A 24,795-nucleotide genomic window follows, 5' to 3' on the forward strand; every position below is an offset into this window, starting at 1 on the left:
CGCCGTTACTAACCCTCTGCAAGCTTGTTTCAGACTATGCAATCCACCGCATCCCCCACCGTTTCGACTTCCCGGCGCACCGTTCGCATCGTGTCTCGCAAGAGCCAGCTGGCGCTGATTCAAACCCACTGGGTGCGGGATGAGTTGCAGCGGCACTTCCCCGATCTCGCCTTTGAAATCGTCACTATGGAGACCCAGGGCGACAAGGTGCTCGACGTGTCGCTCTCCAAAATTGGCGACAAGGGCCTGTTTACCCAAGAGCTGGAAGACACCATGCTGCGGGGCGACAGCGACTTTGCCGTGCACTCCCTCAAAGACTTGCCCACTCGTCTGCCCGAGGGGCTGATGCTGGGCTGCATCACCCACCGCGAAGACCCGGCCGATGCCCTGGTTGTCCACGAGAAAAACAAGGACAAGACCCTGGCGACCCTGCCCGAGGGCGCGGTAATTGGCACCTCCTCTCTGCGGCGGTTGGCCCAGCTGCGCCACCACTATCCCCACCTCACCTTCAAGGACATTCGTGGCAACCTCAACACTCGCCTGCGCAAGCTTGACGAGGGCGGCTACGACGGCATTATTCTGGCGGCGGCGGGCCTTCAGCGCATGGATATGAGCGATCGCATCCACGAAATTCTCCCCGCCGAGATCTCTCTCCACGCCGTGGGGCAGGGTGCCCTGGGCATCGAGTGCCGCACCGGCGACGAGGAAATTCTCAAGCTGCTGAGCGTGCTCTCCCACGAACCCACCACCGCCCGCTGTTTAGCTGAACGCGCCTTTTTGCGCGAGCTGGAGGGGGGCTGTCAGGTACCCATTGGCGTTAACACCGAACTGGTAGGCGACACCCTGACCCTCACCGGGCTCGTCGCTAGCCTTGACGGCCAGCGGGTGATTAAGAACGTCGTGCAGGGACCAGCGGCTGAGGCCGAAGCTCTCGGTGAACAGCTTGCCCACCATCTGCGAACCGAGGGGGCTCAGGCCATTTTGGATGAAATCAACGCCACCAGCCGTGCTTAGGTAAGCTGCGATCGCTTCTCATGGCTGAAGTCTGCCAGTCTGGTCTACCAACTCGCTAGGGAGTTGGTAGACCAATGTTTAGTGGGCAAGCGCCAGCTCAAGGTAATCAGGGGGCCAATTTGAAAAGCGGCCCCATTTACCCAGCAGAACTAAAGAAAAGCCTAAAATCTCCACAAAGTAGCTTCTGCATCTGGCCAAAGAGATAAACCATCGGTCACAATAAGCTCAAGATTGGCCGGATGTTTGTGGCCCCGACTCGTCTTCCCTCCGTGTCCAGGCTGGTATTAACACGATGTCAATTTCCTCCTTTCCCCGGCTACTACTGTCTCTAGCGCAACCTTCCCTCCTAGCCTTTGTTCCTCTGATAGCCGGTGTGGCCGCTGAGGCAGCCTTGGCCGCTACACCGCTCACTGAGTTCGAAGACAGCCCTAAGGTTGTTATTGATGAAGCCTGGCAAATTATCAATCGTGAATATGTAGACGACAGCTTTAACCAAGTTGATTGGCAAGCTCTGCGCCAAGATCTGCTCGGGCGGGAATACACCTCTAAAGAGGCAGCCTATGGGGCATTGCGGGCCGCCCTGCAGCAGCTCGATGACCCCTACACCCGATTTCTCTCGCCGACAGAATATGCTGACCTCACCGAGCAGACCTCTGGCGAAGCCTCGGGAATTGGCGTGCGGCTAGAGCGCAACAGCCAGACTGGAGCCGTAGCGGTGACAAGTGTGGCCCCAGGTTCGCCAGCCGAGCTCTCTGGGATTGTTGCGGGCGATCGCATTCTGCTGGTTGACGGCCAAAGCACTGAGCGGCTTACCGCCGAGGGCGTGCTGCAACAGCTGCGGGGCAACGAGGGCTCTCAGGTAACCCTCACCGTTTCTCGCGATGGCGGCGCTCCTCGCACTGTAATCATGACCCGCGCCCGCATGGATCTGCCCACCGTTGAGTACTCCCAAAAAACGGTTGGCGGTCGCCCCATTGGCTACATTCGGCTAATTGAGTTCAACGCCAACGCCCCTGCGCAGATGGCCGACGCGATTGGCAACCTGACCGAGGCTGGGGTCGAAGGGTTTGTGCTCGACCTGCGCGGTAACCCTGGCGGACTGCTGATGGCCAGCGTTGACATCAGTCGCATGTGGCTGCAGCACGGTCAAATTGTCCGCACCCTCGATCGCCTGGGCAATGACGAAGCGATTTCGGCCAACCGCACTGCCCTCACCGACCTGCCGCTGACCGTGCTGGTCGATAGCCGTTCGGCCAGCTCTAGCGAAATTTTGACCGGGGCTCTACGCGACAACGACCGGGCCACGGTGGTGGGCAACACCACCTACGGCAAAGCCCTGGTGCAGTCGCTCCACGGGCTCACCGATGGCTCTGGCCTGACCGTGACCGTAGCCCACTACTACACCCCCGATGGCACCGACATCAGCAGCCGGGGCATCACCCCCGATGTAGAGGTGGGCTTGAGCGATCGCCAGCGCCGTGAGCTGTTTAGCAACCCCGCCCTGCTCGGCACCGATGCCGATGCTCAGTACCTCCGCGCTGCCGAGGTGCTAGAGCAAACCATTCTCGCCAGCCAGACGCGACCGACTACTGGCGCCAGCCGTCTGGGCCTCATTAACCCGGCTGAGTGACGGCCAAGCTAACTGTTTAGAACGGGAGGATGCAGGATATGCGCCCTCCCGTTTTCGTTTTAGAGCCGTCCGGCTTAGAGACGCCCGGCGTAGGCGGTCACTGGCTCTTTGATGAAGCGAATGTAGAGGTGTTTAAAGGTGGACTGCACCACTCGAGGCATGCCGAAGTCGATGGGCATGAGTTCGGCGGGCAACTGCCAGTCGGCTACTTTCAGGTCATCAGGGGTGAGCAGCGGAAAGGCTATTTCCTCCCAATCGGGGCAAACTCCCAGCCGCATCGACTGAGCTACCGTGGGCACCGTCAGCGGATCAACCCCCAGCAGGGTAACCATGGCGCGATCGAGGGCAAATACGTTGGCCGAGGCCCCCAGTACGCCTAAATCTCTCGGCTCCCCGCCGCTGGGTCCGTTGCCCTCATGGCCCACGATGCCGTCCACAATGGTCAGCTCAGGATTGATCAGCCGCGCCGTTTCTACCAGCATGGTGCCAAAGCGCTGCACATCTTTGCCCGCTTCCATGTGCCACCAGGCCTTCATCTTGCCGGGTACGCAGCCAAACAAGTTTTTGACCCCTAGGGTTAGGGTGAGCTGCACGTGGGACTTGACCTTGGGCAGGTTGATTACCACATCGGCCTCCATCACTTCTTTGGAGAGGCGCAGGTGGTCAAACTCGGGGTTGTCGGTGGGGTAGCGATCGCCGTGCAGTTCTACGATCGGTAGCCCGAGTTCCTGAGCCAGGGGCAGCAAACCGTTGGCCTTGGCTACCCCTCGGGCGCTGCCAAAGGCGGGGCTATCGCCCAAAAAGGGCTGACCACCAGCGGCGATGACCTGCTGGGCCACGGCGTAAATCAGCTCAGGCCGGGTAGTGCATTCTTTAGTGGGGCGGGCGCTGGTTAGCAGGTTGGGCTTTAGCAGCACGCGATCGCCCGGCTTGACAAAGGCTTCAATACCTCCTAGAGGCGCGAGTAGCTGAGTGAGCGATCGCTCCAGTTCGGCCCTTTGGTAAGACTGGGCGCGCATCAAACTGACTGGCACCACCATGGCACTCTCCCGGAATAAATGGTCTGATTGGAGAATAACGCGGAACCTAAGCGCCGCGCACCTACTATCTGCCCAACCACCCCGTGAGGAATTTACTATGCTCAGCCTGTGGGCCAAAACCAGCGGCACCTGGATTAACGTCGCCACCATTCTGCTGGGCACAACACTGGGACTCATGCTGCGCAGCCGCTTGCCTAAGCCGATGCAGCAGATTATCACCCAGGCGGTGGGGCTGATGACCTTGGTAATTGGGGTCTCCATGGCCAGTAACCTGTCTGACATCGACGCTGGCCCCATTGACGGCATCATCTTGGCGCTGCTGGTGATGGCGGCAGGGGGGATGCTGGGCGAATGGTGGCAGATTGAGAAACGCCTTACGGTGTTGGGCGACTGGCTCAAGGCCAGGGTGCGAGGCGGCGGCCGCTTTACCGAGGGGTTTGTGGCAGCTAGCCTGTTATTTTGCATTGGCCCCATGGCCATTGTCGGCAGCCTCAACAACGGCCTGTCGGGCGACAATGCTCTGCTCACACTGAAGTCTACGATGGATGGGCTGGCGGCGATCGCCCTGACCGGCACCTATGGCGTTGGCGTTGGCTTTTCGGCCCTCAGTGTGCTGGGGGTGCAGGGGGCGTTGTCGGTGCTGGCCAGCTTGTTGGGGGCTATTCTCACCGACCCAACTACGAGTCCTCAGGTTTTGTTGCTCACTGGTACCGGCGGGCTGATGATTTTGGGCATTGGGCTAAATCTGCTCGAAATTGGCCAGGTGAGAGTGGCGTCATTTTTGCCCGCGCTGCTGCTGTGTCCCGTGGCGATCGCCCTAGCCCAGCGTCTATAGCAGTCGTTCAATAAATCGGCTCCAACAACAATGCCGGGCTGTAGTGCTACAGCCCGGTATTGCTGAATCAATCCATAGGGATTTGATGCGGATGGCGAGACTCGAACTCGCACAGCGTAAGCCACACGCCCCTCAAGCGTGCGTGTCTACCGATTCCACCACATCCGCTGGTGTATGAACGGTGCTAGTCGGGCGCAACTGAGGGAATGTTGGCCCTAGCACCAGCTCAGATATATAAGAGTAAACCATAATGGCCCCCTTGTAAGAGCACATTTTCAGCAATATTTGTTGCGCTAGCCCCGTGATAGAATCAGCGACCGTCGTCATCGTATGATGCTGATGATGGTCGGTTGCGGCAGTGGGCTGGGGTTGCTTAGCTGGGCTGCTACCCCACAACTCAATGGTTTGTTGCTATTTGCCCTACGTACATGCGCTTTTCCAAGATTTTAATTGCCAACCGGGGAGAAATCGCGCTGCGCATCCTCCGCACCTGCGAAGAAATGGACATAGCCACCGTTGCGGTTCACTCCACTGTCGATCGCCACGCTCTCCACGTGCAGCTGGCCGATGAAGCAGTGTGCATTGGCGAGGCCCCCAGCCAAAAAAGCTACCTCAACATTCCCAACATTATTGCTGCTGCCCTGACCCGCAACGCCAGTGCCATTCACCCTGGCTATGGGTTTCTGGCCGAAAATGCCCGCTTTGCCGAAATCTGCGCCGACCACCAAATTGTCTTTGTTGGCCCCTCCCCCGACTCCATTCGCCGAATGGGCGACAAATCAACCGCCAAAGACACCATGCAAAAGGTGGGTGTGCCCACGGTGCCCGGCAGCGGCGGCCTGCTAACCGACGAAGCCGAAGCCTACGCCGTTGCCAGCGAAATTGGTTACCCGGTGATGATTAAAGCCACTGCTGGCGGCGGCGGGCGTGGCATGCGCCTAGTTAACAACGAGTCCGAGCTGGTCAAGGCCTTTATGGCCGCTCAAGGTGAAGCTCAGGCTGCCTTTGGCAACTCTGGCGTCTACATGGAAAAGTTTATCGATCGCCCCCGGCACATCGAGTTTCAGATCCTGGCCGATAGCTATGGCAACGTAGTGCACCTAGGTGAACGCGACTGCTCAATTCAGCGGCGGCACCAAAAGCTGCTCGAAGAAGCTCCCAGCCCTCGCCTCACGGCCGATCAGCGCGAAAAGATGGGGGCAGCGGCGGTACTGGCGGCCCAGTCGATCAACTACGTGGGGGCTGGCACCGTGGAGTTCCTGGTCGATAGCCAGGGCAACTTCTATTTCATGGAAATGAATACCCGCATTCAGGTTGAGCACCCCGTCACCGAGATGATCACCGGCATCGACTTGATTGCCGCCCAGCTCACCATTGCCCAGGGCGAAAAGCTGCCCTTTACCCAGTCAGAGATTCAAATTCGCGGCCATGCGATCGAATGCCGCATTAATGCCGAAGACCCCGACCACAACTTTCGCCCCAACCCCGGTCGCATTAGCGGCTACCTCGCCCCCGGCGGCATGGGCGTGCGCATGGATTCCCACGTGTATACCGACTACGAAATTCCGCCCTACTACGATTCGCTGGTGGGCAAGCTAATTGTTTGGGGGCCAGACCGCCCCACCGCCATTCGCCGCATGCGCCGCGCCCTGCGAGAGTGCGCCATCACTGGCCTGCCCACTACCATCGGCTTTCATCAAAAAGTGCTGGAGAATGCCAACTTCCTCAGCGGCGATGTCTACACCAACTTTGTCGCTGAGATGATGGCAATTAAGTAGCCAGCCGTAAAAGCTGTGTTGGTAGCTGGACGTTGCCAACACAGCATCTCTTTGCCTAGCCCAGCATCCGCAATAGGCCCTGCTGGCCGACTAGAATTTCTCGCAGCAGAGTGACGATGCCCACCCAGACAACTGGAGCAATGTCCACGCCACCAATTGGGGGTACGAGCTTGCGCATGGGCACCAGCAAGGGTTCCGTTGGCCAAGCAACTAGCGAAAAGGGCAGCTTAGATAGGTCGGCCTGGGGATACCAAGTCAGCACAATGCGAAAGATAAACAGCAGGGTCATCAGCCCTAGCAGCAGGCCTACGCCAATAGTTAGCACTTGTGTAGCGGCCACGGTTACCCTCCAAAAAATCGCCGTTGCAGTTATGTACAATTCTAAAGCTTTACTCAGCCTTATTTTTGGCGCTGGGATGCCCTTGGCTGGGCTAATCTTAGTCGGTTGAGATAAATACTTGCGATCGCCCCTCCCACGCTATGGGCAGGGGGCAGAACTTGATCAATAATGATTGGTAACAATTTGTCTAAATCATTATTCAGGACAAAGGCATATGACACCGTCTTTAACCAACTTTTTGCTGAGCATTCTGGCTGGGACCGTGATTATTGTTGTACCAGCTAGCGCTTTCCTATTTTTTGTTAGCCAGCGCGATAAGATTCAGCGCCAGTAGTCTCGAAGAGCTGTGCCCGCTGGCATAGGTCAGGGGGCACAACCTAGCAGTCTTGCGGTCGGGAACCCTTGCGGCGTTCCCGATTTTTTCGCTAAGTCGGCTAGAATTAACGTGTTCGGTTGGCAGAGGCGATCGCCTAAGAGGAATTTGCCGTGAATTTTGGTACCCCCGTCCCCCTGCTGCTGGGCATCTTTATGGTGATTTGCGGCGTGGCGCTGTTCTTCTTAGAACGGCTAAAACCCGGCTATGAGCGCGACTCGGACAAGGTCTATGCCATTCTGTTTTTGCTGTCAGGGGTGTTCCTGCTCGGCAACCTAGGCATGGACGTCATCTCCTCCTTTCAGCAAATGTTGTTGGTAGGTATGGTGGTGTCGCTGATGATTCAGAACATCAATTCCAGAACACCGCTAGCCAAAGCGAGCTTTCAAGGTGATGGCGGTGATTTTGGCGGCGGCGGTGGCTACCGTCCGCCCCGAGGTACTCGCCCCCCGGCTTACGCTCCTGACAACCGCACCAATCTGCGCGCTGAGCTAGACCGCCGCGATTACGGCCCTGCCGATCCCTACAATCGTCCTCGGCCTATGCTTGAGGGGCGCGGTGAACCGACCGGACGGCCTCCCTACACCCCCGACGTCTACGGCGATGGTCGCCCCATGCGTCGCGAAGATATTCCCGTGGATCGGCCTGGCGATCGCCCCGTAGATGGTCGTATGGATCGGCCTAGCGATCGCCCCGTAGACGGCCGCTTCATGGGCGATCGTCCTATGGATGGTCCTGACGGTCAGCCCTATTACGACAATAATCCTCGCCCTACCGACGATCGCGTGCGTCGTCGCCGTCCGCCCAAAAACCGCAGCGAGTACAATGACCGCTACCGCATTGATCCCGGCCCGCAGCCACCTCGGCCCGACTACCGCCCCGATCGCGACCCGCTCTAGACGCGGTGAAAGCCTTTAACTTCACTTCGGCTAATGCTCTGGCCTCGCTCCGGTGACTGCTTTGTCGTCCTTGCCCGTTGATTTCGATACCGCCACTATTGCTGGCACTGCTCTGTGGGCGATCGCGCTGTACTGGGGCTTTTCGCCCTTAGCCGATCGAGTAATTTCAACTTTTGAGGGCTGGCTAGGCGCGGACTCGCTCGCGGCATCGCTACTGGGCGTCCTGCCCTTTTTGGCAGTGGGTGGTTTAGCGCACTACGGTCTGACGCTGTCGCTGGGCGGCAGTTGGGCCGTCAGTTTGGGGGTGCTTTCTGCGATCGGCTGCGGCGTATACGAGCTAGGCCGACGAGACGGTAAGGCGTCTGAATAGAGCTTACCGTTGACCCATTTCGCATGAGTTGTGTGATCTAGCTACTTGGCCACGGGCTAAGGTTTTTTCTGTATATTCTTCAAAAATTTACGTTGGCAAAGTCTTGGGCGATCGCGCCTTCATAGAACTGAGCAGACGGAACCAAAAGTGACCACAGAGAGTCAACCAAGCAAGCGATGCAGGGTATTCTACTGACAAGACACATCGCCCTAAAGAGTCTTTAAAACGAACGATTACTAAATTTATGAGTAACTCTGACTCTGCCCCCGAAACGAACAACTTGAAGTCACTGCTGCTTAAAGGGTTGGTTGGTACCGTCGCTTTAGTTGGTACTACTGCTATTCCAATCGTGGTGCAGCGTTCTTTGCAAGCCCCACCTGCATCTCCACCTAGCTCGGCTACAACGGCTCCAGTTTCTCCAACCCAACTCTCTCCACTGCCCGATTCGCCTCAGGTCAACTCTGCTACAACCCTGCCAGTCGTTGATGAAGATAGAAAAGAGAATTCGTCTAATGGGCAAGGCAAGAAGAAGGGCGGGGACGACTAGAAACCCAACGCTTGCCGGTTAGGGGAAGACTTTTAGGAGAAAACTGTTGGTTGTAGGCTATCTATCGCCTAGTTTGGGCAGTTTGTGGCTCACCTTGTTTTTCTATTACCATCGCTGAGCCCAATCAGGAGCCTCCATCGGCTCTGGCTGCAATGCAGATAGATCGGCCTCAAAAGCGACCTTAAAGGAATGCTTCTGCAACTCGCGAACTTGCAGTTTGCCACTGCGAGTAGCTACCAGCAGTTGTCCTTGGGCAGTCCAGTCAGCCCATTGCACATCATTTAGAATCTTGATGTCTTGCTCCGATTCAAGGGCATAGACTACTCGCAGGCCGTCTATCGCCTGGCCAACCCCAAATTCGCCGCCGGCCCGGCCTAGGCTTTCTAGCCGCAGCAAGTAGGGGCCTCCCGGCTGTGGTTTTTGCAAGCGAGCATTGCGGTTTTCATCCCAGGGGCCACCGACACTACGAGGTGGTGAATCGCGGGCTTCTAGCCAGCCCCGCCGCCGTTCGTTAGCGAACTGCTCAACCGGAATGAACGTGAGATCATAGGGAATGGGGAGGGTGGTAGCTTTTGAGTCTTCGCGGCTGCCACCCGTCGTGAAGTAGTAACCCCGAGTCCAGGTGCCGCAGGTGGCAAAGGCATGGAGGGCCGTCAGCCAGGGCAGCTTGGATACGGCGACATAGGCGTCTCCATATTCCCAGCGAGCTTTGGGGTTGTGAGCAAAGTAGCACAGCCAGCGCCCATCGGGGGAAATGTCTGAGCGCCGGGGAAAAATGCGGCCCCGTAACCAGCCCCCTGGCTCGTAGCAGTTCTGAGCCAAATCCCAGCGACCGACGTGAGCCCACTGACTAGGTCCACGTCGAAATACCGCTACCACTGGAGCGTCGGTAGCGGGGAGGCAGTAAATGCGAGGTGGAGATGACGGCATGGAGACGGGGCGAATCAGATCAAGGGTGTACTCATCACTGTTACTCGAAGCCTAAATTAGCCCAATGGTTATTCTTGGCCTGCCGTTAAATGAGGTTAAAAAACTCAGGTTTTAGCCCTTTGACCTAGATGATGAATGTAGGGATGAACAGCGGAAGAAGGATATTGCCATTCTATGAAAACTAAGCAATTTATCCTACTGGGCCTTCCTGGCATAGGGCTAAAGGCGCAAGCGGCTGCGCTAGCTGAACGCTGGCAAGTTCCCCATGTGGCTATGGGGGAACTGGTTCGCGGGGCGATCGCCGCTGAAACTGCGATCGGTGTAGAGGCTCGTCCCTACGTAGATGCGGGCGAGCTGATTCCCGATGCTCTGGCCATGAAGCTGATCCGCAAGCGGTTTGAGCAGCCCGATACTATGCTCAAAGGCTGGGTTTTAGAAGGGTTTCCGCGCACGCTAGCGCAAGCTCAAGCGTTTGATGAGTGGTGGGCTGCGGTGGGCCAGCCACCGGCGACGGTGGCCTATCTCAAGGCGCCGCCTGAGTTTTTAATCATTCGACTCTTAAACGAAAGCAGCGAGAAGCCGCCAATCTCAGCTATTCGAGACCGTTTAGAGAGTTTTCAGCAGTCGTTAGAGCCGTTGCTTGAGCACTATCAGCAGCGATCGCAGCTCGCCACTATCAATGCCAGCCTATCGTCTGCGGAGGTCGCCAACGCCTTGGCCCAACTCGGTCAAGAAGACACGGGTGCAGCTAAACTGATTCGTGATGAAGCCGAACTCGATGCGCTGCTGGCCAGTGAACCCCTGCTGGTGGTCGATTGTATGGCATCTTGGTGTGGCTCTTGTAAACAGGTGATGCCGTCAATTGATAAGCTGGCCGAGGTCTATGGCGACTCTGTCATGGTGAGAAAGATCGACTTTGATGCCAACCGTCAGATCACGAAGCGATTTGAGCTAAAGGGAATTCCTGCGGTGATGTTCTTTAAAGACGGCGAACGGACAGAGACCCTAACTGGTATCAAGTCTTACCAGGAATACAATGCAGCAGTAAATCGCCTGTTGGCCTGAAGCCCAACGTAGAGAAATCGGGTTCCGCTGCTTGTTGCCTAAGGTTGGGCAGCAGTAGAGACTCGGTCTTTTGAACCGGCTTACTCGATGAGTACGGTTCTGGTCAAAATAGCTGTTCAGCGGTTCTCCGTTCCGGAGACGCTTCGTGAACGATCCTGGCGAGGCTGCTGTAGAGCAGGTCACGTACTTTAGGGCCAACAGGTGCGCCACTTAGCTAACAACGTTGTTGCAACGGGTTATTGCCGTGGATGCTGGTTTAGATGTTTGAGTGCCATTGCCCCAGCTCTTATCCTGGAACAGCCGGTACATCTCGGAGCAAGTCAGGTTCGGTGTGTACAAAGGTGATTTGCAATGTTCCAACTAGCTCTTGCTCTTTTGACATCGAGTCATGAGCAGGCGTGAGTTGCTCTAAGCTCTTTTGGCTCAACTGCAACCCTGTTTGTTGTAGCGTTGCAGCAAGTTTGCTCAAGTTGGCGATCGGCACCTGAAAGTTGATGCAGATTGAAATGTTTGAGTACAGGTGAAAGTCAGTAATCCAAGCTCCTGCTTGATTAATTGCTTCACTCACACGGTCGGTCATGCTAACTCGTTCTGCTTGGGTAAACCCGTCCAAGCGCAGGAACTGTTGCCTAACCACAAGCTACCACCCAACGTGAATCAGCTCTAATTTAGTAAAACATGCGGGAGCAGAGCCGCCACCTAACCAAGGGCGTTGCGGCGGAGATGGTTTTGGTACTGGTGTGATATCCCTGCATCCTCTGAACGCAACCATTAAACGGTGTTTTGCACCTATGGATTCATCCAACGACATTCCAAGAGAACTTCTCTCTTGTTCTCTTTCGGAGCGTGAGATCGTTCTCCCATATCCAGATGTCGTCGCGACTATTCATCGTTTGCCGGAGTTTGGCCTACGCTTGCTTGGCTGGGAAGGTTGGCTTCGGTATGCCGATGGCCACTGGGGGCATTCTGCGCGGCATCAAGGCACGATCGATCTCTCAGACATTCCCGCGCAAGAGGCGATGGAGCTTTGCATTTGCACGATTGAGCAGGCCTATGCTGAGGCAAAGCGTGAGCCAGAGGCAGGAGAGCTTTACTTTTGTGTCACAGTTGACGCCGCCTAACTATTCGCTGTAGCAAACTCGGTCTTTGTGCTCTGGTTGCAGTTCACGTATCTTGCGGACCGGGTCCTGAGCTTAGGTCGTTAGGCCAATTCTCGATGGCGGAAACAGTCTGTGGTGTGGTCGTTAACCATGCCTGCCGCCTGCATGTAGGCGTAGCAAATCGTGGTGCCCACAAACTTAAAGCCGCGCTGCTTGAGGTCTTTGCTCATCGCATCCGAGGCGGCGGTGCGGGTGGGAGCATCGGCCAGGGTTGGCCAGGCATTCTGCACGGGTTCGCCATCGACAAACTGCCAGATGTAGCGATCGAAGCTGCCGAAGGTTTCTTGCACTTTTAGAAACGCCTGGGCGTTGAGGGTGGCGGCGGCAATTTTGAGCCGGTTGCGCACAATTCCGGCATTGCCTAGAAGTTCTTGATGCTTGGCCTCGTCGTAGCCGGCGACGACCTGAGGGTCAAAGCCATCAAATGCGGCGCGAAAGTTTTCACGCTTGCGCAGAATGGTGATCCAGCTCAGCCCAGCCTGAAAGCCATCGAGAATGATGAACTCGAAATGCTTGCGATCGCAGTGTAGCGGTACTCCCCACTCAGTATCGTGATAGGCGATTTCAATTGGGTCGTTGTGGTGCACCCAGCTGCAGCGGGGTCGGGCGTCGGGGGTGAAGGTCATGGTCGTTGCTAAGAACGAATCAATGCAATTGTACTGGTTTGGGCGGCGCGACGGTCAAAGGCTGGCTGGGGCCATACTTTCTTACCTAAACAATCCCAACCCTGAGCGCCATGACTTCGGATTCATCGCTAGTATGGAAAATGTCCTTGCGTTCAGAGAGCACCATGTCTACCGCTGCGCCTCCCATCCAGCCCCAGGCCATGGATGACATCAAACACGGTCTGCCCGTTACGATCATTACCGGCTTTTTGGGTAGCGGCAAAACCACCCTGCTCAACCACATTTTGGCCAACCAGGAAGGGCTCAAAACCGCCGTCCTGGTGAACGAGTTTGGCGAAATTGGCATCGACAACGACCTGCTGATCGCTACCGAAAACAGCGACGACACCATGGTCGAACTCAGCAACGGCTGCATCTGTTGCACCATCAACAACGACCTGATGGAAGCGGTGTACAAAGTGCTGGAGCGCCAGGACAAAATTGACTATTTGGTGGTCGAAACGACCGGGTTAGCTGACCCCTTACCCATTGCGCTGACATTTTTGGGCACCGAGCTGCGCGACATGACCCGACTCGACTCCATCGTCACCGTAGTCGATGCCGAAAACTACAGCCTGGACCTCTTCAACAGTCAGGCCGCCCATAACCAGATTGCTTACGGCGACATTATTCTGCTCAACAAGGCCGACTTAGTCGATGACGCCGACCTCGATCTGCTAGAGGTCAAGATTCGCGACGTCAAAGAGGGCGCTAGAATCCTCCGTACCACTAAATCGCAGGTGCCGCTGCCGCTGATTCTCAGTGTGGGTCTATTTGAGTCGGATAAATACTTCGGCAGCGACAGCGCTGAGGCCGAGCACGACCACGACCATCATGGGCATGATCACCACGATCACGAGGCCCATGACCACGCCAATTGTGACCACGACCATGGCCAATGTGAGCACGACCACGATGACCATGGCCATGCTCACGGGCACCACTCTGACCACTTAGCCATCGATGGGTTTACGTCGCTGTCGTTTGCCAGCGATCGCCCCTTTGCCATTCGCAAGTTTCAGCACTTTCTCGACAACCTGCTGCCTGAGTCGGTGTTTCGTGCCAAGGGCATTCTCTGGTTTGACGAAAGCCCTAAGCGCCACATCTTTCACCTCAGCGGCAAGCGCTTTTCGCTTGACGATGACCAGTGGAAGGGCGAACCCAAGAACCAGCTGGTGCTGATTGGCCAGGGGCTAGACCACGACACCCTGCGCGAACAGCTCAACGCCTGCCTGGGCATTCCTTCGCCAAAGCGAGGCCAGGGGTTTGGTAAATAGAGGAAAACAGAGTCTATGAAGCGTCGAGAGTTTAACAATCTGCTGGCGCTTGGGCTGCTGGCTAGCTCGTTGCCGGTGGCGATCGCAGCCTGCCAGTCTGACTCCACCTCTGAAGCAGGGTCGGGAGCCGATGGTGAGTTTGTCCCCCTCGGCGCCGTAGCTGATCTAGATGCCCAGGGCAGCCTTGCCAATGAGAATTTTCAGGGCAAGAATCTAGCGGTCATCCGTGACCCCAACGCTCCCGATGCTCTGATCGCCGTGAGTGCGGTCTGCACCCATGCTGGCTGTACCGTGGCTTGGAATAGTGAACAAAAGCTGTTTGCCTGCCCCTGCCACGCTAGCAACTTCAACACAGATGGCACCGTCGACTCTGGCCCTGCGCGGGAGCCGCTAGAGACCTTTGAGGCCAAGGTTGAGGGCGATCAGGTGCTGGTCAAAGTTTAGGGCGTCTGGTCTAGGGTTCAGGGTCTAACTAGATTTTTGGACCTGTACCCTCTTTTCTACGTTGCCTCGTTCCCCGTCAGCAGGAGGCTTAGGCTATGACCGACAAAGGAGCGCAACTGCATATCGACTGTCTCGCCTGCCAGATATTAGCGGGCGCACAGCTGGTACCCGGTGGCACCATCGCAGAGAATCCCTGGTGGGTCGCTGACCACTGCGTTGGCCCCTATGGGTTGGGGTCGGTGGTGGTTAAAACTCGCACCCACCGCGAAAACCTGTGGGAGCTGTCGATGGCCGAGTCAGCCTCGATGGGGCCGTTTTTGCAGCAGATGTCGGAGGCGATCGCCCTGGCTATGGAGGCCGAGCGAGTTTACGTTAGCCTCTGGGTTGACCAGCCGCCCTACCACGTTCACTTTGTGCTGCAACCCCGCTACCCAGACGGTCGCCACCCTGAGGAACTGGGGCTTAAGGGCTTGGAGCTGCAGGTGTTTCGTACCCTGGGTAAGCCCCCCAGCGAGGCAGAGATGACTGAGGCCGCTGATCGCATTCGCACCGTGTGGCAGCAGAAATTTTCGCCCCAGGCGTCGTGCGAGTCGTAGTGCAGCGGGTGACGGCTTCTAGCGTCACCGTAGATGGGCAGATCGTGGGGAAAATTGGTGCAGGGCTTAACTTGCTGGTGGGCATTGCGCCTACCGACACCGCTGCCGAACTGACCTGGATGGCGCGCAAATGCTTGGATTTGCGGCTGTTTCCGTCACCGGGCAGCGAGCGCTGGGATCTCTCAGTTCAAGATATTCAGGGCGAACTTTTGGTGGTGAGCCAGTTCACCCTCTACGGCGACTGCCGCAAGGGGCGCCGACCTTCCTTTGATGGAGCCGCCCCACCCGCCCAGGCAGAAGCGCTGTACAACGACTTTGTGGCGCTGCTTAGAACCAGCGAGCTGCGGGTAGAGACCGGCCAATTTGGCGCGATGATGCAAGTCGAAATTCACAACGACGGGCCTGTCACCTTGGTTGTAGAACGGGACGCTTCTGGGTAACAAACCTACGGACAAGTAACGCCTATGACCGAAGTCGAGGCGATCGCTAGCAACATCAGCGATACCTGGGCAATAATCAGCACCGACTTGGTCACTTCGGCGCGATCGCAGCTAATCAGTTGGGAACCACAAATACGCCCCTTACTTGCCCCGTTATCGCAATAGGCTCGATAAGAACGACAAAAATGGCTAAATCGTTTCAAAAATGCAAAAATTCCCTGTTTACAACTGTGAGGCTTTTTGTAAGCTGGCATCTCTACTCTCAGCATGAATCCTCTATCTGAAGCCGTGTGAAGGTTCCATGAGACCCTCTATGAATGAGAAGGCTACAATCTCGAGTTCGTGCAGTGGTCATTTTGCATTTAGGTTGCTAAAGTAAACGTACTTTGATTTTTGTAAAGAAATTATTAATAAAACTAATGTCGGATTTTGCTTAATGCGAGTTCGCCGCCAGCGGTGAGGAGTCTCTAAAGTCTATGTCTGCGATCACTCTTTTTTGCGATTTTGACGGCCCCATCGCCGATGTCTCTGAGCGTTATTACGCTACATATCGCCAGGGGCTAGATTGGGTGCAGGCAACTGCCCAAGCAGAGGGTAACCCTGTTACTATTCGCCATCTGTCAAAGTCACAGTTTTGGACCTTTAAGCAAAACCGGGTGCCCGACCGGCAGATCGCCCATTGGTCTGGGCTAGAGGGTGCAACTATCGATGCCTTTCTGGCGCAGGTCAGTCGCATCGTTAACCATGCAGCTCTGCTCGATCGCGATCGGGTGCAGCCCCAAGCTAGAGAAGCACTCGATTTACTGCGCCAGTGCGGGGTGCGAGTGGTGCTGGTCACCCTCCGTCCCCCCGATCAGGTAATGGACTTTCTAGACCAGCACGATCTCCGCTGGGCCGTCAGCGACCTCTACGGTATGCCCCAGCTAGAAGCCGCCTACAGCAACCAAGCGAATCATAAGGTGGAGCGGCTAGGGGCGGCGATCGCCACCCAACAACGCCAGGGCTACGACCTCCGTCAAAGCTGGATGGTTGGTGATACCGAAGCCGACATCATGGCTGGCCAGACCCTTGGCATAGAAACCGTTGCCGTTACCTGCGGCATTCGCAGCAGTAGCTATCTTCAGGGGTTTCGTCCCACCCATCTACTGCCCGATTTGTGGACAGCCTGCCAAAAACTTCAGCAGCGAGTCACTTTAGGCGGGTGTGCTTAGGCAATTTTCATCCAGGAACCTGTCCTAAACACCTAATAGTACGAATCGTCCAGGCCGCTAAGGCAGCCTGGACGATTCGAGATTGATTAAGGCAGCTATTTGAAAAGATGGGGTGCTCAGAAATTGCGATCGCCTACTGCCTATCTACCCTCTAAGGCTCAGCGACGTAGCGCTCCCACCAGTGGTTGAGGGGATAGTAAAGCGCTGGAGCCCATAGACTACTCAAAATAGCTGAGCTCAGCGCTACCCGCTGGTGATATATCCAGATTCTGCCCAGGGGTGGGTAAAGCGAATTGGCCGATAAAAGCTGATCAAAACTAATTTGCAGCGCCAACACCGTTTCTGCAATGACCGCCATCGCAAATACAATCAGCGCCACCGACACAATGTCTTCCTGGAGGTAGCGCTGCTTTTGCAGCCTTGCCGTTAGTACGCCAACCACAATCAAGCTAAGGGTGTGGGTTGGGTTAGGGGAGGTCATCGCATCCTGCAGCAGGCCCAGCACCAGCCCGGCTATAGCGGCCTCCCACTGGGTACGCTTGATGCTCCAGGCCACTACCCAGATTAGCAACCAGTGAGGGGCTACCCCCAGCAGTTCCATCCCCGGTATGCGACTGGGCAGCAGCAGGAGGCAGACCAGCACCGACGCTGCCGTGACTAGGCTATTGATCACCCAGGGCTGACGCCATAGGGGCAATGACGATGCTCTTACCCCTAGGGTCATGGCTGAGCTCCGTCGCCGCTTTCAGGGACAAGACCATTTTCGGGCGTTGCCCCCGGCAGCACGGGTAAATCCACCGTTTCTTGCGGTTCAAAGGGATGGATGATCGCCCACTCCAGGATCGATAGGGGCGACGATACCTGAATGACTGCTTCTGGAGCCGGGCTCTTGGTTAGATCGATGGATTCGATGCGTCCGATGGGGATGTCTTGGGGAAACAGGCGGCTGTAGGAGGAAGTAACAATTACGTCACCGGCTTTAACGTCGGGGAGTTTTTCAAAAAACTCCATGACCACTCGGTTGTTAGATTGCCCTCTCACCACCCCCATGGCCCGGCTGCGGCTGACCTTGGCCCCTACCCGGCTAGTGGGGTCACTGATTAACAACACCCGTGAAGTGCTGGGAGACACCGCTACTACCCGGCCAATCAACCCGCCTGGGCCGGTCACTATATGCCCAGTTGCTACATCGTTACGGCTGCCCCGGTTGAGAACAACGTGCTGCCACCAGTGGTCAGCTCCGCGTCCGATTACCGTTGCCCGCACCCCATCCAGGGGATTGGCAGCTTCATAGTCGTTCAGGGTTTGCAGAGACCGATTTTGGTTCTCTAGCTCCACAATGCGTTGCTGGAGCTCAAGGATATAGCTGTTTTCGAACTGCTGCTCTCGGCTCATGCCCGGCTGTAGAGGCCGGGTTAACCAGTGATAGGTTTCGTAAATAACGGCACCATCATTGGCCCGCATTAGCCAAGCGGAGGAAATGGCCAGGGTAACCATTCCCGCTTTGAGGGCATTACGTGTCCACCAGCGGCGTAGAGCAAACATAGGTTCTGGGTAGATGATGACTCTGGAGATGCCCTACAGGCTCGATCGCCCGCTGAAAACTCGGCCCATTTGGCTAAAGTTCTCTAGTACTCGCCCAGTGCCCAGCACCACACAACTCAGAGGATCGGCCGCCACGTGCACTAATATGCCGGTTTCGTGGCTAATTAAGGTGTCTAACCCTTTGAGCAATGCCCCACCGCCAGCCAGCATGATGCCGCGATCGATGATGTCAGCAGCAAGTTCAGGTGGAGTGCGCTCTAGGGTGCGCTTAACAGCTTCGACGATAACCGAAAGCGGCTCAGCCATGCTCTCGCGAATTTCGGCACTCTTGACCGTTACGGTGCGGGGCAAACCAGACAGCAGGTGTAGACCCCGCACATCCATAGCAATCTCGTGGTCATCGGGGTTGGGGTAGGCTGACCCAATAGTGATTTTGATTTCTTCGGCAGTGCGTTCCCCAACTACGAGGTTGTGCACCTTCTTCATGTAGCTGGAGATGGCTTCGCTAAGTTCGTCTCCGGCTACGCGCACTGACTCGCTCAGCACGGTGCCTTGCAAGCTCAGCACGGCTACCTCTGTGGTGCCACCGCCAATATCCACAATCATGTTGCCGGTGGGTTCGGCGACGGGTAGACCTGCCCCTATGGCAGCGGCCACCGGCTCGTCAATTAGGTATACGGTGCGGGCTCCAGCCTGCTGGGCGGCATCCATAACCGCGCGCCGTTCAACCCCCGTAACTCCGCTGGGAATGCCGATCACGATGCGCGGCGATACTAGGGTGCGGCCCTCGTGCACCTGACGAATAAAGTGCTTAAGCATTAGCTCGGCGGTGTCGAAGTCGGCGATGACACCGTCTCGCAGCGGGCGCAGGGCCACGACGTTGCCAGGGGTACGACCCAGCATGCGCTTAGCTTCTTCCCCAACTGCCAGGGGTTTCTTTTCAACCTGGTCAATGGCCACTACGGAAGGCTCTTGCAGTACGACCCCCTTGCCGGAGACGTACACCAGAGTATTGGCCGTACCGAGGTCAATACCCATATCGCGAGAAAATCTGTCGAAGAAAGCCACAGGCAATAACGCCCCTACATCAAGAAAAGACAGTGAACTAATGCTAAGGCACACCCCTAGGGGCTGACGTTTACATCGAAGTGGATTCTATTACGTTTCGTATCAGTGCGTCTAGTAATCAAATATTTATCGGTAGGGGGAAAAGCCAAGGGGCATTTCTAAAGGCGTTAAACTGACTGAAGCAGTAGGCCCTAAACGCTGAGGGTGACCTCGCCAATATAAAAGATGCATAGCCTCCCCCATGACGGGATTGATCGCCGCAGTGTTCCTGACGGATGCTTGAGGTTTCGCCTACAATGCTGGAACAAGTGTTGGGCAATCAGCAATGACGATTAATGTGGTAACTCTGGTAGGCCGTGTGGGCACTGACCCAGAGGTGAAATATTTTGAGTCGGGTACGGTGGTGTGCAACTTGACCCTAGCGGTGCGGCGACGGTCGAGCCGAGACGATAAGCCTGACTGGTTTAACCTCGAACTATGGGGTAAAAACGCCGAGGTGGCGGCCAACTACGTGCGCAAGGGCAGTTTGATTGGTATAAGCGGTGCACTGAAGCTAGACCATTGGCAGGATCGCTCTAGCGGCACGGCACGTTCGAAGCCGGTTGTGCGAGTAGATCGCTTAGACTTGCTGGGCTCTCGCCGAGATAACGAGTCGTCCATGACCTACAGCGACGATGAATTTTAGGAGATTAACTCCTATTTCTAGTTAGATACCCAAGGCCTATGGAGCAGCAGGGCCAACTTCCTCAAGCCAGTCAAAGATTTGGCTGAGCTGATCGGTGCTGACCAAGCCGTATTGCCACAGTGCCATGGGCAGTAAGTTTGTGGCTTGCCCTGCCTTGCGCAATCCCATGGCGATCGCCTCAGAGGACACCGCTAGTTCGGTTTGAAGAAACTCGATGAGCTGCTTTTGGCGTTGGGATGGCATGGCAATCAGGGCAGATGCTGGTAGTTAGCCCTTACTATAGCGGCTCTGACTGAATACTGCCTCTGCCCTGAGAAATCCGATTTTTTGGGGGCGCGCTCTACCGTTAGGGGCGGCTTTCGAGATAAGTGGCGAGCCGAGTCAAGGTGTCGTTGAGCTTTTCTTCGATGGTGGGTTCTGCTGCTGCCTCAGCGTCATCTTTCCGCTTTAATTTCTCAAAGGCGCGGATCATCAAGAAGATCACAAACGATATCACCACAAAGTTGATGACAGCGGCGAGAAACAAACCGTATTTGATGCCGTTAGCAGAGAGGTTGGCAATATCCTCTACCCCTGCCGCCCGTAGCGCCGGATTCAGCAGAACAGGGGTGATGATGTCTTCGATAAACGAGGTGACCACAGCATTGAAAGCTGCGCCGATAATCACAGCGACAGCTAGGTCAATGACATTGCCGCGCATGAGAAACTCCTTAAAGTCTCTTGCGAAGCCGCCTGCGGAATTCACCGCCCGATCTCGAGTTTGTCTGTTGGCCATGTCTCCTCAATCCTTATTTTTAATTACGACCATATGGTATGCGACTAAAGCAATATCAGCGTTTCAAAGGCTCTATTTATGTTTGGAATGCTGAGACGGCAAAAACAGAGACTTAAAGTGCGGTTAACCTCCCAAGCTGACCGGGCTATAGAATGGCGGCAGCAATGGGGGAACTGCTGCACCCTGGTAGAATCCATCCAGAGCGAGAGCAGGGGCACTGATTTGAGGACAACCCCTGGGAGCGAAGCGAACCCATGCTGAAACCGATTCAAGTTGTTGAGCTGTTGATGACGACCCCTAGCCATCAAGACTTTGAGGCCGGGGACACAATCTTTGAGGCGGGTGCCTTAGGAAATTGCATGTACGGCATCATTCAAGGAGAGGTCGATCTGTGGGTTAGTGGCCACGTGTTTGAAACCATTTCTGCTGGCGACGTGTTTGGTGAAGGGGCGCTAGTGCAAATCCCCCATGTGCGAGCCTCTACGGCGGTAGCTAAAACCGACTGTCGGCTAGCTCTAGTGGATGAGGCTCACTTTAAGTTTTTAGTACAAGAGACGCCGCTGTTTGCCCTAGAGGTGATTCGTAGCCTCTCAAGCCGTCTACGGGCGGCCAAGGCGGTGGCTTAGGAGTGATGGATAGGGCGATCGCCTTCATGGTGCCTTGCCGAGACCAGGCTGTATGTTTAGCCACCCTTTTTGTAGCGGTGGCCGTCCTATCCTAAACTGCACCTCAGGACGTTAGTGAATACGGTTTAGACCGAGGAGTGACAGGATGGATGCAGCCGCCCTTTGGCAACGCTATAAAGACTGGCTCTACTACCACGAAGGTCTGGGCTTTTACCTAGATGTCAGCCGCATGGGTTTTGACGATGCCTTTGTCGCTGATATGCAACCCCGCTTTGCTAAAGCCTTTGCCGATATGGCCGCGCTGGAAGCTGGGGCGATCGCCAACCCCGACGAAAACCGCATGGTGGGTCATTACTGGCTGCGCGATGCCGACCTAGCCCCCACCCCCGAACTCAAACAAGATATTCTCGACACGTTAACCAGCATTGAGCAGTTCGCCAGCCAGGTGCGCACGGGCGGCATTTACCCCCCTGGTCAGGAACGTTTCACCGAGGTCCTCTCCATTGGCATTGGTGGTTCGGCTTTGGGGCCGCAGTTTGTAGCCCAGGCCCTAGGGCCAGACTTTCCACCCTTGGCGATTCACTTTATTGACAATACCGATCCCGAGGGCATCGATCGCATCCTTGCCCGACTGGAGGACAAATTGTCCACCACCCTAGTGATCGTTACCTCTAAATCGGGGGGCACCGCTGAAACCCGCAACGGTATGGTCGAAGTGCGCACTCGATTTGAGCAGCGGGGACTAAGCTTTCCTAAGCAGGCCGTCGCCATCACCGGGCGGGGCAGCAAGCTCGAAAACCAGGCCCTCAGCGAAGGCTGGCTGGCTACTTTCCCCATGCGTGACTGGGTGGGAGGCCGCACCTCTGAACTATCGGCGGTGGGGCTGCTACCTGCTGCTCTGCAAAACATTAGCATTCGCTCCATTCTCGGCGGTGCGCGCGAGATGGATGCGGCTACCCGTGTACCCGATCTGCGCCGCAACCCCGCTGCCCTGATTGCTCTGGCCTGGTATTACGCGGGCAACGGCAAAGGCGAAAAAGACATGGTGGTGCTGCCCTATAAGGACAGTCTGCTGCTGTTTAGCCGCTACCTGCAACAGCTGGTGATGGAATCCCTTGGTAAGGAAAAAGACCTAGACGGTAACTTGGTCTACCAGGGCATTGCCGTCTACGGCAACAAGGGCTCTACCGACCAGCATGCTTATGTGCAGCAATTGCGAGAGGGCGTGGCCAGCTTCTTCGTCACCTTTATTGAAGTACTGAAAGACCGGTCGGGTGATTCGGTGGAGATGGAGCCCGGTGCCACCAGCGGCGATTTTCTCTTTGGCTTCTTGCAGGGCACCCGCAAAGCCCTCTACGAAAATCAGCGCCAGTCCATCACCCTCACAATTCCTGAAGTCAATGCCCACACGGTAGGGGCTATGATCGCACTGTACGAGCGGGCAGTGGGCTTCTATGCCTCGCTGGTGAATATCAACGCCTACCACCAGCCGGGGGTTGAGGCGGGCAAGCTGGCTGCCGCCGGAGTGCTCGATCTACAGCAGGCTGTGGTAAATGCCCTGGCCCAAAGCTCAGAGCCGTTGACCCTGCGCGACCTAGCTGCTGCGGCTGGGGCACCCGATCAAGTGGAGACGATCTACGCGATCGCCCGCCACCTCCATGCCAACCAGCGCAGTCTGGCCATCCAGGGCAATCCTGGCCATCCCGACGCGATCAAGATCGCAGCGTTGAAATAACTCTAAGGGTTTGCAGAACTGAGGGCTAGCAGAGGTGAACGATCACCCCCGCTAGCCCTCAGCGTTTAGTCTGGAATCCACACATAGGGGCCGCCCGAGACCGTAACGCCTTCGGCTTTAGAAAAGCGAATCACCACTACCCGCGAGCTGTCGCGGCCCAGGTCGAGGTAGCCGCTGGCCCAAACCTCAGAACGCACCACGCCGGTAATTTCGAGGCGGTAGCCGCCGGGGGGCAGGTAGAGGGTTTCCTGGCGATCGAAATCGTGGGGGCGATATACCAGGCGGTTGTTTAAGTAAACTGCACCCCAGTCTTCACCGCGGGCATCAAACTCGATCCTGACCTGCTCGCTCTCTGGCTCAGGGTGGGGGTAAGGCAAAATAATGATCGATGGCTGGCGAAAAATGTTTGGCGACTGCCGAATGATCACCCGTCGGTTCGAGCGAATGATGCGGTCTGACTCAACGGTGGTGCCCTCTTGGGCCTGGGCGATCGGTGCGCAGGGTAGGGCGATCGCCACCGCTACTACCCAGAGGAGCCGCCACCAACGCCGAGTTAGTTGCTTAGGGACGGTTTTCAACCCCGGTCCTTTAAGAGACTTACTTTCATCCGCCTCAACCACCATCCCACCACTCCTTAACTCGCAGCCTCCAGTCCGATGGTAGTCGCCCCTGTTCTCAATCTAGAGAAGTCTGTGACTCTTAGCCAACCGGCGGCCTTTGGCGGGTAGATATCCACACCTCAAGGCTGCTCACCCAGTTCAGTAAAGTTGACTAAAATTTAGATAAGGAAAAACGGTTTGCCCAAACTTAGCGGCTAAGCTAGCTCTGAAGTTTGATTCAGCTTGTGCGATCGCCCTAACCGGGCACCTAAATCTATTTTGCCAAATCTATTTCGTCGTAGAGGATAGGGCTTTGAGTAATACCAGCAACTTTCGTGAAGCGATTAGCAAGGCCAAAGGGCAAACCCTGATTGGCCCCAACGTGATTAAAAATGCCCTGCCCTATGTAGGCGGCGGGCTGATTCTAACCGCTCTAGGTTCCTTTGGTGGCCTGAGCGTGATGGCCACCAACCCGGCCATCTTTATGCCCACCTTTTGGGTAGCGTTCGTTGCCCAGCTCGTGCTTTTCTTTGTGGCGATGAATGTCGCCTCTAAGGGCAACAACAGCACTGCCCTACCCCTGCTCGCCACCTATAGTTTGCTTACGGGCTACACCCTCAGCGGCCTGCTGGCCGTTGCCCTGGGTACGTCAGGAGTTGGTGTCACTGGCATCGGGTTTGCGGCGCTGTCCTGCGGCGTTGTCTTCATTGCGGCTCGCCAAATTGGGTCTAACCTCTCCGAAGAAGATGGCTTTGCCCTAACCCGCACCATTGGCATTGGTGTAGTCGCCGTCCTCATTGCAGTGGTGGGTCAGTTCATCTTCGCCATGTTTGGCGGCCCCATTCCTCAGTTTCTCGACATCGCCATCTCTGCCTTTGGTGTGCTGGTGTTCTGCGGTGCTTCGGTTGTCGATTTCTTCATTCTGCCCCGCACCTACAAAGATGAGCAGTACCTGTCAGCCGCGCTGTCGATGTACCTCACCTACATCAACCTGTTTGTCTTCATTCTGCGTCTGCTGATTGCCATCAACCGCGACTAGCACGCTGCTAGGGTTTACCTTCCCTATTAAATCGAAGTCCCGGAATCCATGTGGCTCCGGGACTTTTGTATTTATGGGATTTTCTCAGACATACACCCCGCTTTGTGCG

General features: G+C 56.2%; 31 protein-coding genes and 1 tRNA gene. 19 read left to right on the forward strand and 13 right to left on the reverse strand.

Annotation, left to right across the window (positions count from 1 at the left end; translation table 11 throughout):
- Positions 1–36 precede the first annotated feature (36 nt).
- Complete coding sequence (gene hemC, locus H6F59_RS23230) at positions 37–1,014, forward strand: hydroxymethylbilane synthase (RefSeq protein ID WP_190706371.1); 978 nt, start codon at positions 37–39, stop codon at positions 1,012–1,014.
- A 292-nt stretch (positions 1,015–1,306) separates the two neighbouring features.
- Entirely contained in the window at positions 1,307–2,644 is a 1,338-nt protein-coding gene (locus tag H6F59_RS23235) for a S41 family peptidase (protein ID WP_190706375.1), read from the forward strand.
- A gap of 74 nt (positions 2,645–2,718) precedes the next feature.
- Here the strand turns inward: H6F59_RS23235 and H6F59_RS23240 are convergent, their stop codons facing one another.
- Positions 2,719–3,684 (reverse strand): DUF362 domain-containing protein, encoded by a 966-nt coding sequence (locus H6F59_RS23240; RefSeq protein ID WP_190706379.1) that lies wholly within the window; start codon positions 3,682–3,684, stop codon positions 2,719–2,721.
- A 97-nt stretch (positions 3,685–3,781) separates the two neighbouring features.
- Between H6F59_RS23240 and H6F59_RS23245 the strand changes: the two genes are divergently transcribed.
- Positions 3,782–4,519, forward strand: coding sequence for a DUF554 domain-containing protein (locus H6F59_RS23245; RefSeq protein ID WP_190706382.1), 738 nt, complete (start codon positions 3,782–3,784; stop codon positions 4,517–4,519).
- Between the two features lie 86 nt (positions 4,520–4,605).
- Here H6F59_RS23245 and H6F59_RS23250 read toward each other — a convergent pair.
- Positions 4,606–4,687, reverse strand: a tRNA-Leu gene (locus tag H6F59_RS23250).
- Positions 4,688–4,947: 260 nt separating this feature from the next.
- Here H6F59_RS23250 and accC point away from each other — a divergent pair.
- Positions 4,948–6,297, forward strand: coding sequence for an acetyl-CoA carboxylase biotin carboxylase subunit (accC, locus tag H6F59_RS23255; RefSeq protein ID WP_190519875.1), 1,350 nt, complete (start codon positions 4,948–4,950; stop codon positions 6,295–6,297).
- Between the two features lie 55 nt (positions 6,298–6,352).
- Here the strand turns inward: accC and H6F59_RS23260 are convergent, their stop codons facing one another.
- Entirely contained in the window at positions 6,353–6,637 is a 285-nt protein-coding gene (locus tag H6F59_RS23260; protein ID WP_313887298.1) for a YggT family protein, read from the reverse strand.
- Positions 6,638–6,851: 214 nt separating this feature from the next.
- On the opposite strand from H6F59_RS23260, the gene psbX reads away from it, so the two are divergent.
- The 4 genes from psbX to H6F59_RS23280 all read left to right on the forward strand — a co-directional run bounded on the left by psbX (position 6,852) and on the right by H6F59_RS23280 (position 8,826).
- Complete coding sequence (psbX, locus tag H6F59_RS23265; protein ID WP_190706385.1) at positions 6,852–6,971, forward strand: photosystem II reaction center X protein; 120 nt, start codon at positions 6,852–6,854, stop codon at positions 6,969–6,971.
- Positions 6,972–7,123: 152 nt separating this feature from the next.
- Positions 7,124–7,909, forward strand: coding sequence for a Ycf66 family protein (locus H6F59_RS23270; RefSeq protein ID WP_190706388.1), 786 nt, complete (start codon positions 7,124–7,126; stop codon positions 7,907–7,909).
- A gap of 70 nt (positions 7,910–7,979) precedes the next feature.
- The gene (locus H6F59_RS23275) at positions 7,980–8,279 is read left to right on the forward strand and encodes a hypothetical protein (RefSeq protein ID WP_190706687.1); all 300 of its coding nucleotides are present in this window, start codon (positions 7,980–7,982) and stop codon (positions 8,277–8,279) included.
- Positions 8,280–8,523: 244 nt separating this feature from the next.
- Complete coding sequence (locus H6F59_RS23280) at positions 8,524–8,826, forward strand: hypothetical protein (RefSeq protein WP_190706391.1); 303 nt, start codon at positions 8,524–8,526, stop codon at positions 8,824–8,826.
- 105 nt (positions 8,827–8,931) lie between these two features.
- On the opposite strand, the gene H6F59_RS23285 is transcribed toward H6F59_RS23280, so the two are convergent.
- On the reverse strand, positions 8,932–9,756 hold the full coding sequence (locus H6F59_RS23285) for a hypothetical protein (RefSeq protein WP_190706394.1): 825 nt from the start codon (positions 9,754–9,756) through the stop codon (positions 8,932–8,934).
- Positions 9,757–9,930: 174 nt separating this feature from the next.
- On the opposite strand from H6F59_RS23285, the gene H6F59_RS23290 reads away from it, so the two are divergent.
- Complete coding sequence (locus H6F59_RS23290; protein ID WP_190706398.1) at positions 9,931–10,821, forward strand: nucleoside monophosphate kinase; 891 nt, start codon at positions 9,931–9,933, stop codon at positions 10,819–10,821.
- Between the two features lie 286 nt (positions 10,822–11,107).
- Here the strand turns inward: H6F59_RS23290 and H6F59_RS23295 are convergent, their stop codons facing one another.
- Positions 11,108–11,401 (reverse strand): hypothetical protein, encoded by a 294-nt coding sequence (locus tag H6F59_RS23295; protein WP_190706400.1) that lies wholly within the window; start codon positions 11,399–11,401, stop codon positions 11,108–11,110.
- A 211-nt stretch (positions 11,402–11,612) separates the two neighbouring features.
- Between H6F59_RS23295 and H6F59_RS23300 the strand changes: the two genes are divergently transcribed.
- The gene (locus H6F59_RS23300) at positions 11,613–11,942 is read left to right on the forward strand and encodes a hypothetical protein (protein ID WP_190706403.1); all 330 of its coding nucleotides are present in this window, start codon (positions 11,613–11,615) and stop codon (positions 11,940–11,942) included.
- A gap of 80 nt (positions 11,943–12,022) precedes the next feature.
- Here H6F59_RS23300 and H6F59_RS23305 read toward each other — a convergent pair whose 3' ends face one another.
- Entirely contained in the window at positions 12,023–12,607 is a 585-nt protein-coding gene (locus tag H6F59_RS23305) for a DNA-3-methyladenine glycosylase I (RefSeq protein WP_190706406.1), read from the reverse strand.
- 140 nt (positions 12,608–12,747) lie between these two features.
- Between H6F59_RS23305 and H6F59_RS23310 the strand changes: the two genes are divergently transcribed.
- From H6F59_RS23310 to dtd, 4 genes are all read left to right on the forward strand, one after another.
- Entirely contained in the window at positions 12,748–13,923 is a 1,176-nt protein-coding gene (locus H6F59_RS23310) for a GTP-binding protein (protein WP_313887299.1), read from the forward strand.
- A 15-nt stretch (positions 13,924–13,938) separates the two neighbouring features.
- A complete protein-coding gene (locus H6F59_RS23315) occupies positions 13,939–14,367 on the forward strand; it encodes a ubiquinol-cytochrome c reductase iron-sulfur subunit (RefSeq protein ID WP_190706410.1) in 429 nt (142 codons plus the stop codon).
- Between the two features lie 95 nt (positions 14,368–14,462).
- Positions 14,463–14,963, forward strand: a complete 501-nt coding sequence (locus H6F59_RS23320; RefSeq protein ID WP_190706412.1) for an HIT family protein — start codon at positions 14,463–14,465, stop codon at positions 14,961–14,963.
- Positions 14,951–15,403, forward strand: a complete 453-nt coding sequence (gene dtd / locus H6F59_RS23325; protein WP_190706694.1) for a D-aminoacyl-tRNA deacylase — start codon at positions 14,951–14,953, stop codon at positions 15,401–15,403. The genes H6F59_RS23320 and dtd overlap by 13 nt, the downstream gene beginning before the upstream one ends.
- Positions 15,404–15,408: 5 nt before the next feature.
- Here dtd and H6F59_RS23330 read toward each other — a convergent pair whose 3' ends face one another.
- Positions 15,409–15,606, reverse strand: a complete 198-nt coding sequence (locus H6F59_RS23330) for a hypothetical protein (RefSeq protein WP_190706416.1) — start codon at positions 15,604–15,606, stop codon at positions 15,409–15,411.
- A gap of 273 nt (positions 15,607–15,879) precedes the next feature.
- On the opposite strand from H6F59_RS23330, the gene H6F59_RS23335 reads away from it, so the two are divergent.
- Positions 15,880–16,614, forward strand: a complete 735-nt coding sequence (locus tag H6F59_RS23335; RefSeq protein ID WP_190706420.1) for an HAD family hydrolase — start codon at positions 15,880–15,882, stop codon at positions 16,612–16,614.
- Positions 16,615–16,765: 151 nt separating this feature from the next.
- On the opposite strand, the gene mreD is transcribed toward H6F59_RS23335, so the two are convergent.
- The 3 genes from mreD to H6F59_RS23350 are packed head-to-tail and all read right to left on the reverse strand — an operon-like array spanning position 16,766 to position 19,227.
- Complete coding sequence (gene mreD / locus H6F59_RS23340) at positions 16,766–17,338, reverse strand: rod shape-determining protein MreD (protein ID WP_190706424.1); 573 nt, start codon at positions 17,336–17,338, stop codon at positions 16,766–16,768.
- On the reverse strand, positions 17,335–18,159 hold the full coding sequence (mreC, locus tag H6F59_RS23345) for a rod shape-determining protein MreC (RefSeq protein WP_190706427.1): 825 nt from the start codon (positions 18,157–18,159) through the stop codon (positions 17,335–17,337). The genes mreD and mreC overlap by 4 nt, the downstream gene beginning before the upstream one ends.
- Positions 18,160–18,192: 33 nt before the next feature.
- Positions 18,193–19,227 (reverse strand): rod shape-determining protein, encoded by a 1,035-nt coding sequence (locus H6F59_RS23350; RefSeq protein ID WP_190519847.1) that lies wholly within the window; start codon positions 19,225–19,227, stop codon positions 18,193–18,195.
- A gap of 325 nt (positions 19,228–19,552) precedes the next feature.
- On the opposite strand from H6F59_RS23350, the gene H6F59_RS23355 reads away from it, so the two are divergent.
- Entirely contained in the window at positions 19,553–19,912 is a 360-nt protein-coding gene (locus H6F59_RS23355; RefSeq protein WP_190519846.1) for a single-stranded DNA-binding protein, read from the forward strand.
- 36 nt (positions 19,913–19,948) lie between these two features.
- On the opposite strand, the gene H6F59_RS23360 is transcribed toward H6F59_RS23355, so the two are convergent.
- Both H6F59_RS23360 and mscL read right to left on the reverse strand, forming a co-directional pair.
- Positions 19,949–20,155 carry a DUF2949 domain-containing protein gene (locus tag H6F59_RS23360; RefSeq protein ID WP_190519843.1) on the reverse strand — a complete coding sequence of 69 codons (207 nt, stop codon included), beginning with the start codon at positions 20,153–20,155 and terminating at the stop codon, positions 19,949–19,951.
- A gap of 103 nt (positions 20,156–20,258) precedes the next feature.
- Positions 20,259–20,687, reverse strand: coding sequence for a large conductance mechanosensitive channel protein MscL (gene mscL, locus H6F59_RS23365; protein WP_190706431.1), 429 nt, complete (start codon positions 20,685–20,687; stop codon positions 20,259–20,261).
- A 254-nt stretch (positions 20,688–20,941) separates the two neighbouring features.
- Here mscL and H6F59_RS23370 point away from each other — a divergent pair, with 254 nt between their 5' ends.
- Positions 20,942–21,313, forward strand: coding sequence for a cyclic nucleotide-binding domain-containing protein (locus tag H6F59_RS23370; RefSeq protein WP_190706434.1), 372 nt, complete (start codon positions 20,942–20,944; stop codon positions 21,311–21,313).
- A gap of 145 nt (positions 21,314–21,458) precedes the next feature.
- Positions 21,459–23,048: a glucose-6-phosphate isomerase gene (locus tag H6F59_RS23375; RefSeq protein ID WP_190706437.1), complete on the forward strand. Its 1,590-nt coding sequence runs from the start codon at positions 21,459–21,461 to the stop codon at positions 23,046–23,048.
- A gap of 65 nt (positions 23,049–23,113) precedes the next feature.
- Here the strand turns inward: H6F59_RS23375 and H6F59_RS23380 are convergent, their stop codons facing one another.
- The gene (locus H6F59_RS23380) at positions 23,114–23,671 is read right to left on the reverse strand and encodes a hypothetical protein (protein ID WP_190706441.1); all 558 of its coding nucleotides are present in this window, start codon (positions 23,669–23,671) and stop codon (positions 23,114–23,116) included.
- Positions 23,672–23,960: 289 nt separating this feature from the next.
- On the opposite strand from H6F59_RS23380, the gene H6F59_RS23385 reads away from it, so the two are divergent.
- Positions 23,961–24,686 carry a Bax inhibitor-1 family protein gene (locus H6F59_RS23385; RefSeq protein WP_190519834.1) on the forward strand — a complete coding sequence of 242 codons (726 nt, stop codon included), beginning with the start codon at positions 23,961–23,963 and terminating at the stop codon, positions 24,684–24,686.
- Positions 24,687–24,795 lie beyond the last annotated feature (109 nt).

It is taken from the genome of Nodosilinea sp. FACHB-141, from assembly GCF_014696135.1.
Taxonomy (GTDB): domain Bacteria; phylum Cyanobacteriota; class Cyanobacteriia; order Phormidesmidales; family Phormidesmidaceae; genus Nodosilinea.

Bases quoted from the DNA above. Each gene is read 5' to 3' on its own strand.
- mreC (WP_190706427.1), bottom strand. From the start codon at position 18,159: ATGTTTGCTCTACGCCGCTGGTGGACACGTAATGCCCTCAAAGCGGGA.
- H6F59_RS23240 (WP_190706379.1), bottom strand. From the start codon at position 3,684: ATGGTGGTGCCAGTCAGTTTGATGCGCGCCCAGTCTTACCAAAGGGCC.
- H6F59_RS23375 (WP_190706437.1), top strand. From the start codon at position 21,459: ATGGATGCAGCCGCCCTTTGGCAACGCTATAAAGACTGGCTCTACTAC.
- H6F59_RS23285 (WP_190706394.1), bottom strand. From the start codon at position 9,756: ATGCCGTCATCTCCACCTCGCATTTACTGCCTCCCCGCTACCGACGCT.
- H6F59_RS23295 (WP_190706400.1), bottom strand. From the start codon at position 11,401: ATGACCGACCGTGTGAGTGAAGCAATTAATCAAGCAGGAGCTTGGATT.
- psbX (WP_190706385.1), top strand. From the start codon at position 6,852: ATGACACCGTCTTTAACCAACTTTTTGCTGAGCATTCTGGCTGGGACC.
- H6F59_RS23355 (WP_190519846.1), top strand. From the start codon at position 19,553: ATGACGATTAATGTGGTAACTCTGGTAGGCCGTGTGGGCACTGACCCA.
- H6F59_RS23245 (WP_190706382.1), top strand. From the start codon at position 3,782: ATGCTCAGCCTGTGGGCCAAAACCAGCGGCACCTGGATTAACGTCGCC.
- mscL (WP_190706431.1), bottom strand. From the start codon at position 20,687: ATGGCCAACAGACAAACTCGAGATCGGGCGGTGAATTCCGCAGGCGGC.
- H6F59_RS23280 (WP_190706391.1), top strand. From the start codon at position 8,524: ATGAGTAACTCTGACTCTGCCCCCGAAACGAACAACTTGAAGTCACTG.
- H6F59_RS23235 (WP_190706375.1), top strand. From the start codon at position 1,307: ATGTCAATTTCCTCCTTTCCCCGGCTACTACTGTCTCTAGCGCAACCT.
- H6F59_RS23335 (WP_190706420.1), top strand. From the start codon at position 15,880: ATGTCTGCGATCACTCTTTTTTGCGATTTTGACGGCCCCATCGCCGAT.
- accC (WP_190519875.1), top strand. From the start codon at position 4,948: ATGCGCTTTTCCAAGATTTTAATTGCCAACCGGGGAGAAATCGCGCTG.
- mreD (WP_190706424.1), bottom strand. From the start codon at position 17,338: ATGACCCTAGGGGTAAGAGCATCGTCATTGCCCCTATGGCGTCAGCCC.
- H6F59_RS23300 (WP_190706403.1), top strand. From the start codon at position 11,613: ATGGATTCATCCAACGACATTCCAAGAGAACTTCTCTCTTGTTCTCTT.
- hemC (WP_190706371.1), top strand. From the start codon at position 37: ATGCAATCCACCGCATCCCCCACCGTTTCGACTTCCCGGCGCACCGTT.
- H6F59_RS23310 (WP_313887299.1), top strand. From the start codon at position 12,748: ATGTCCTTGCGTTCAGAGAGCACCATGTCTACCGCTGCGCCTCCCATC.
- H6F59_RS23380 (WP_190706441.1), bottom strand. From the start codon at position 23,671: ATGGTGGTTGAGGCGGATGAAAGTAAGTCTCTTAAAGGACCGGGGTTG.
- H6F59_RS23370 (WP_190706434.1), top strand. From the start codon at position 20,942: ATGCTGAAACCGATTCAAGTTGTTGAGCTGTTGATGACGACCCCTAGC.
- H6F59_RS23360 (WP_190519843.1), bottom strand. From the start codon at position 20,155: ATGCCATCCCAACGCCAAAAGCAGCTCATCGAGTTTCTTCAAACCGAA.
- H6F59_RS23320 (WP_190706412.1), top strand. From the start codon at position 14,463: ATGACCGACAAAGGAGCGCAACTGCATATCGACTGTCTCGCCTGCCAG.
- H6F59_RS23315 (WP_190706410.1), top strand. From the start codon at position 13,939: ATGAAGCGTCGAGAGTTTAACAATCTGCTGGCGCTTGGGCTGCTGGCT.
- H6F59_RS23305 (WP_190706406.1), bottom strand. From the start codon at position 12,607: ATGACCTTCACCCCCGACGCCCGACCCCGCTGCAGCTGGGTGCACCAC.
- H6F59_RS23290 (WP_190706398.1), top strand. From the start codon at position 9,931: ATGAAAACTAAGCAATTTATCCTACTGGGCCTTCCTGGCATAGGGCTA.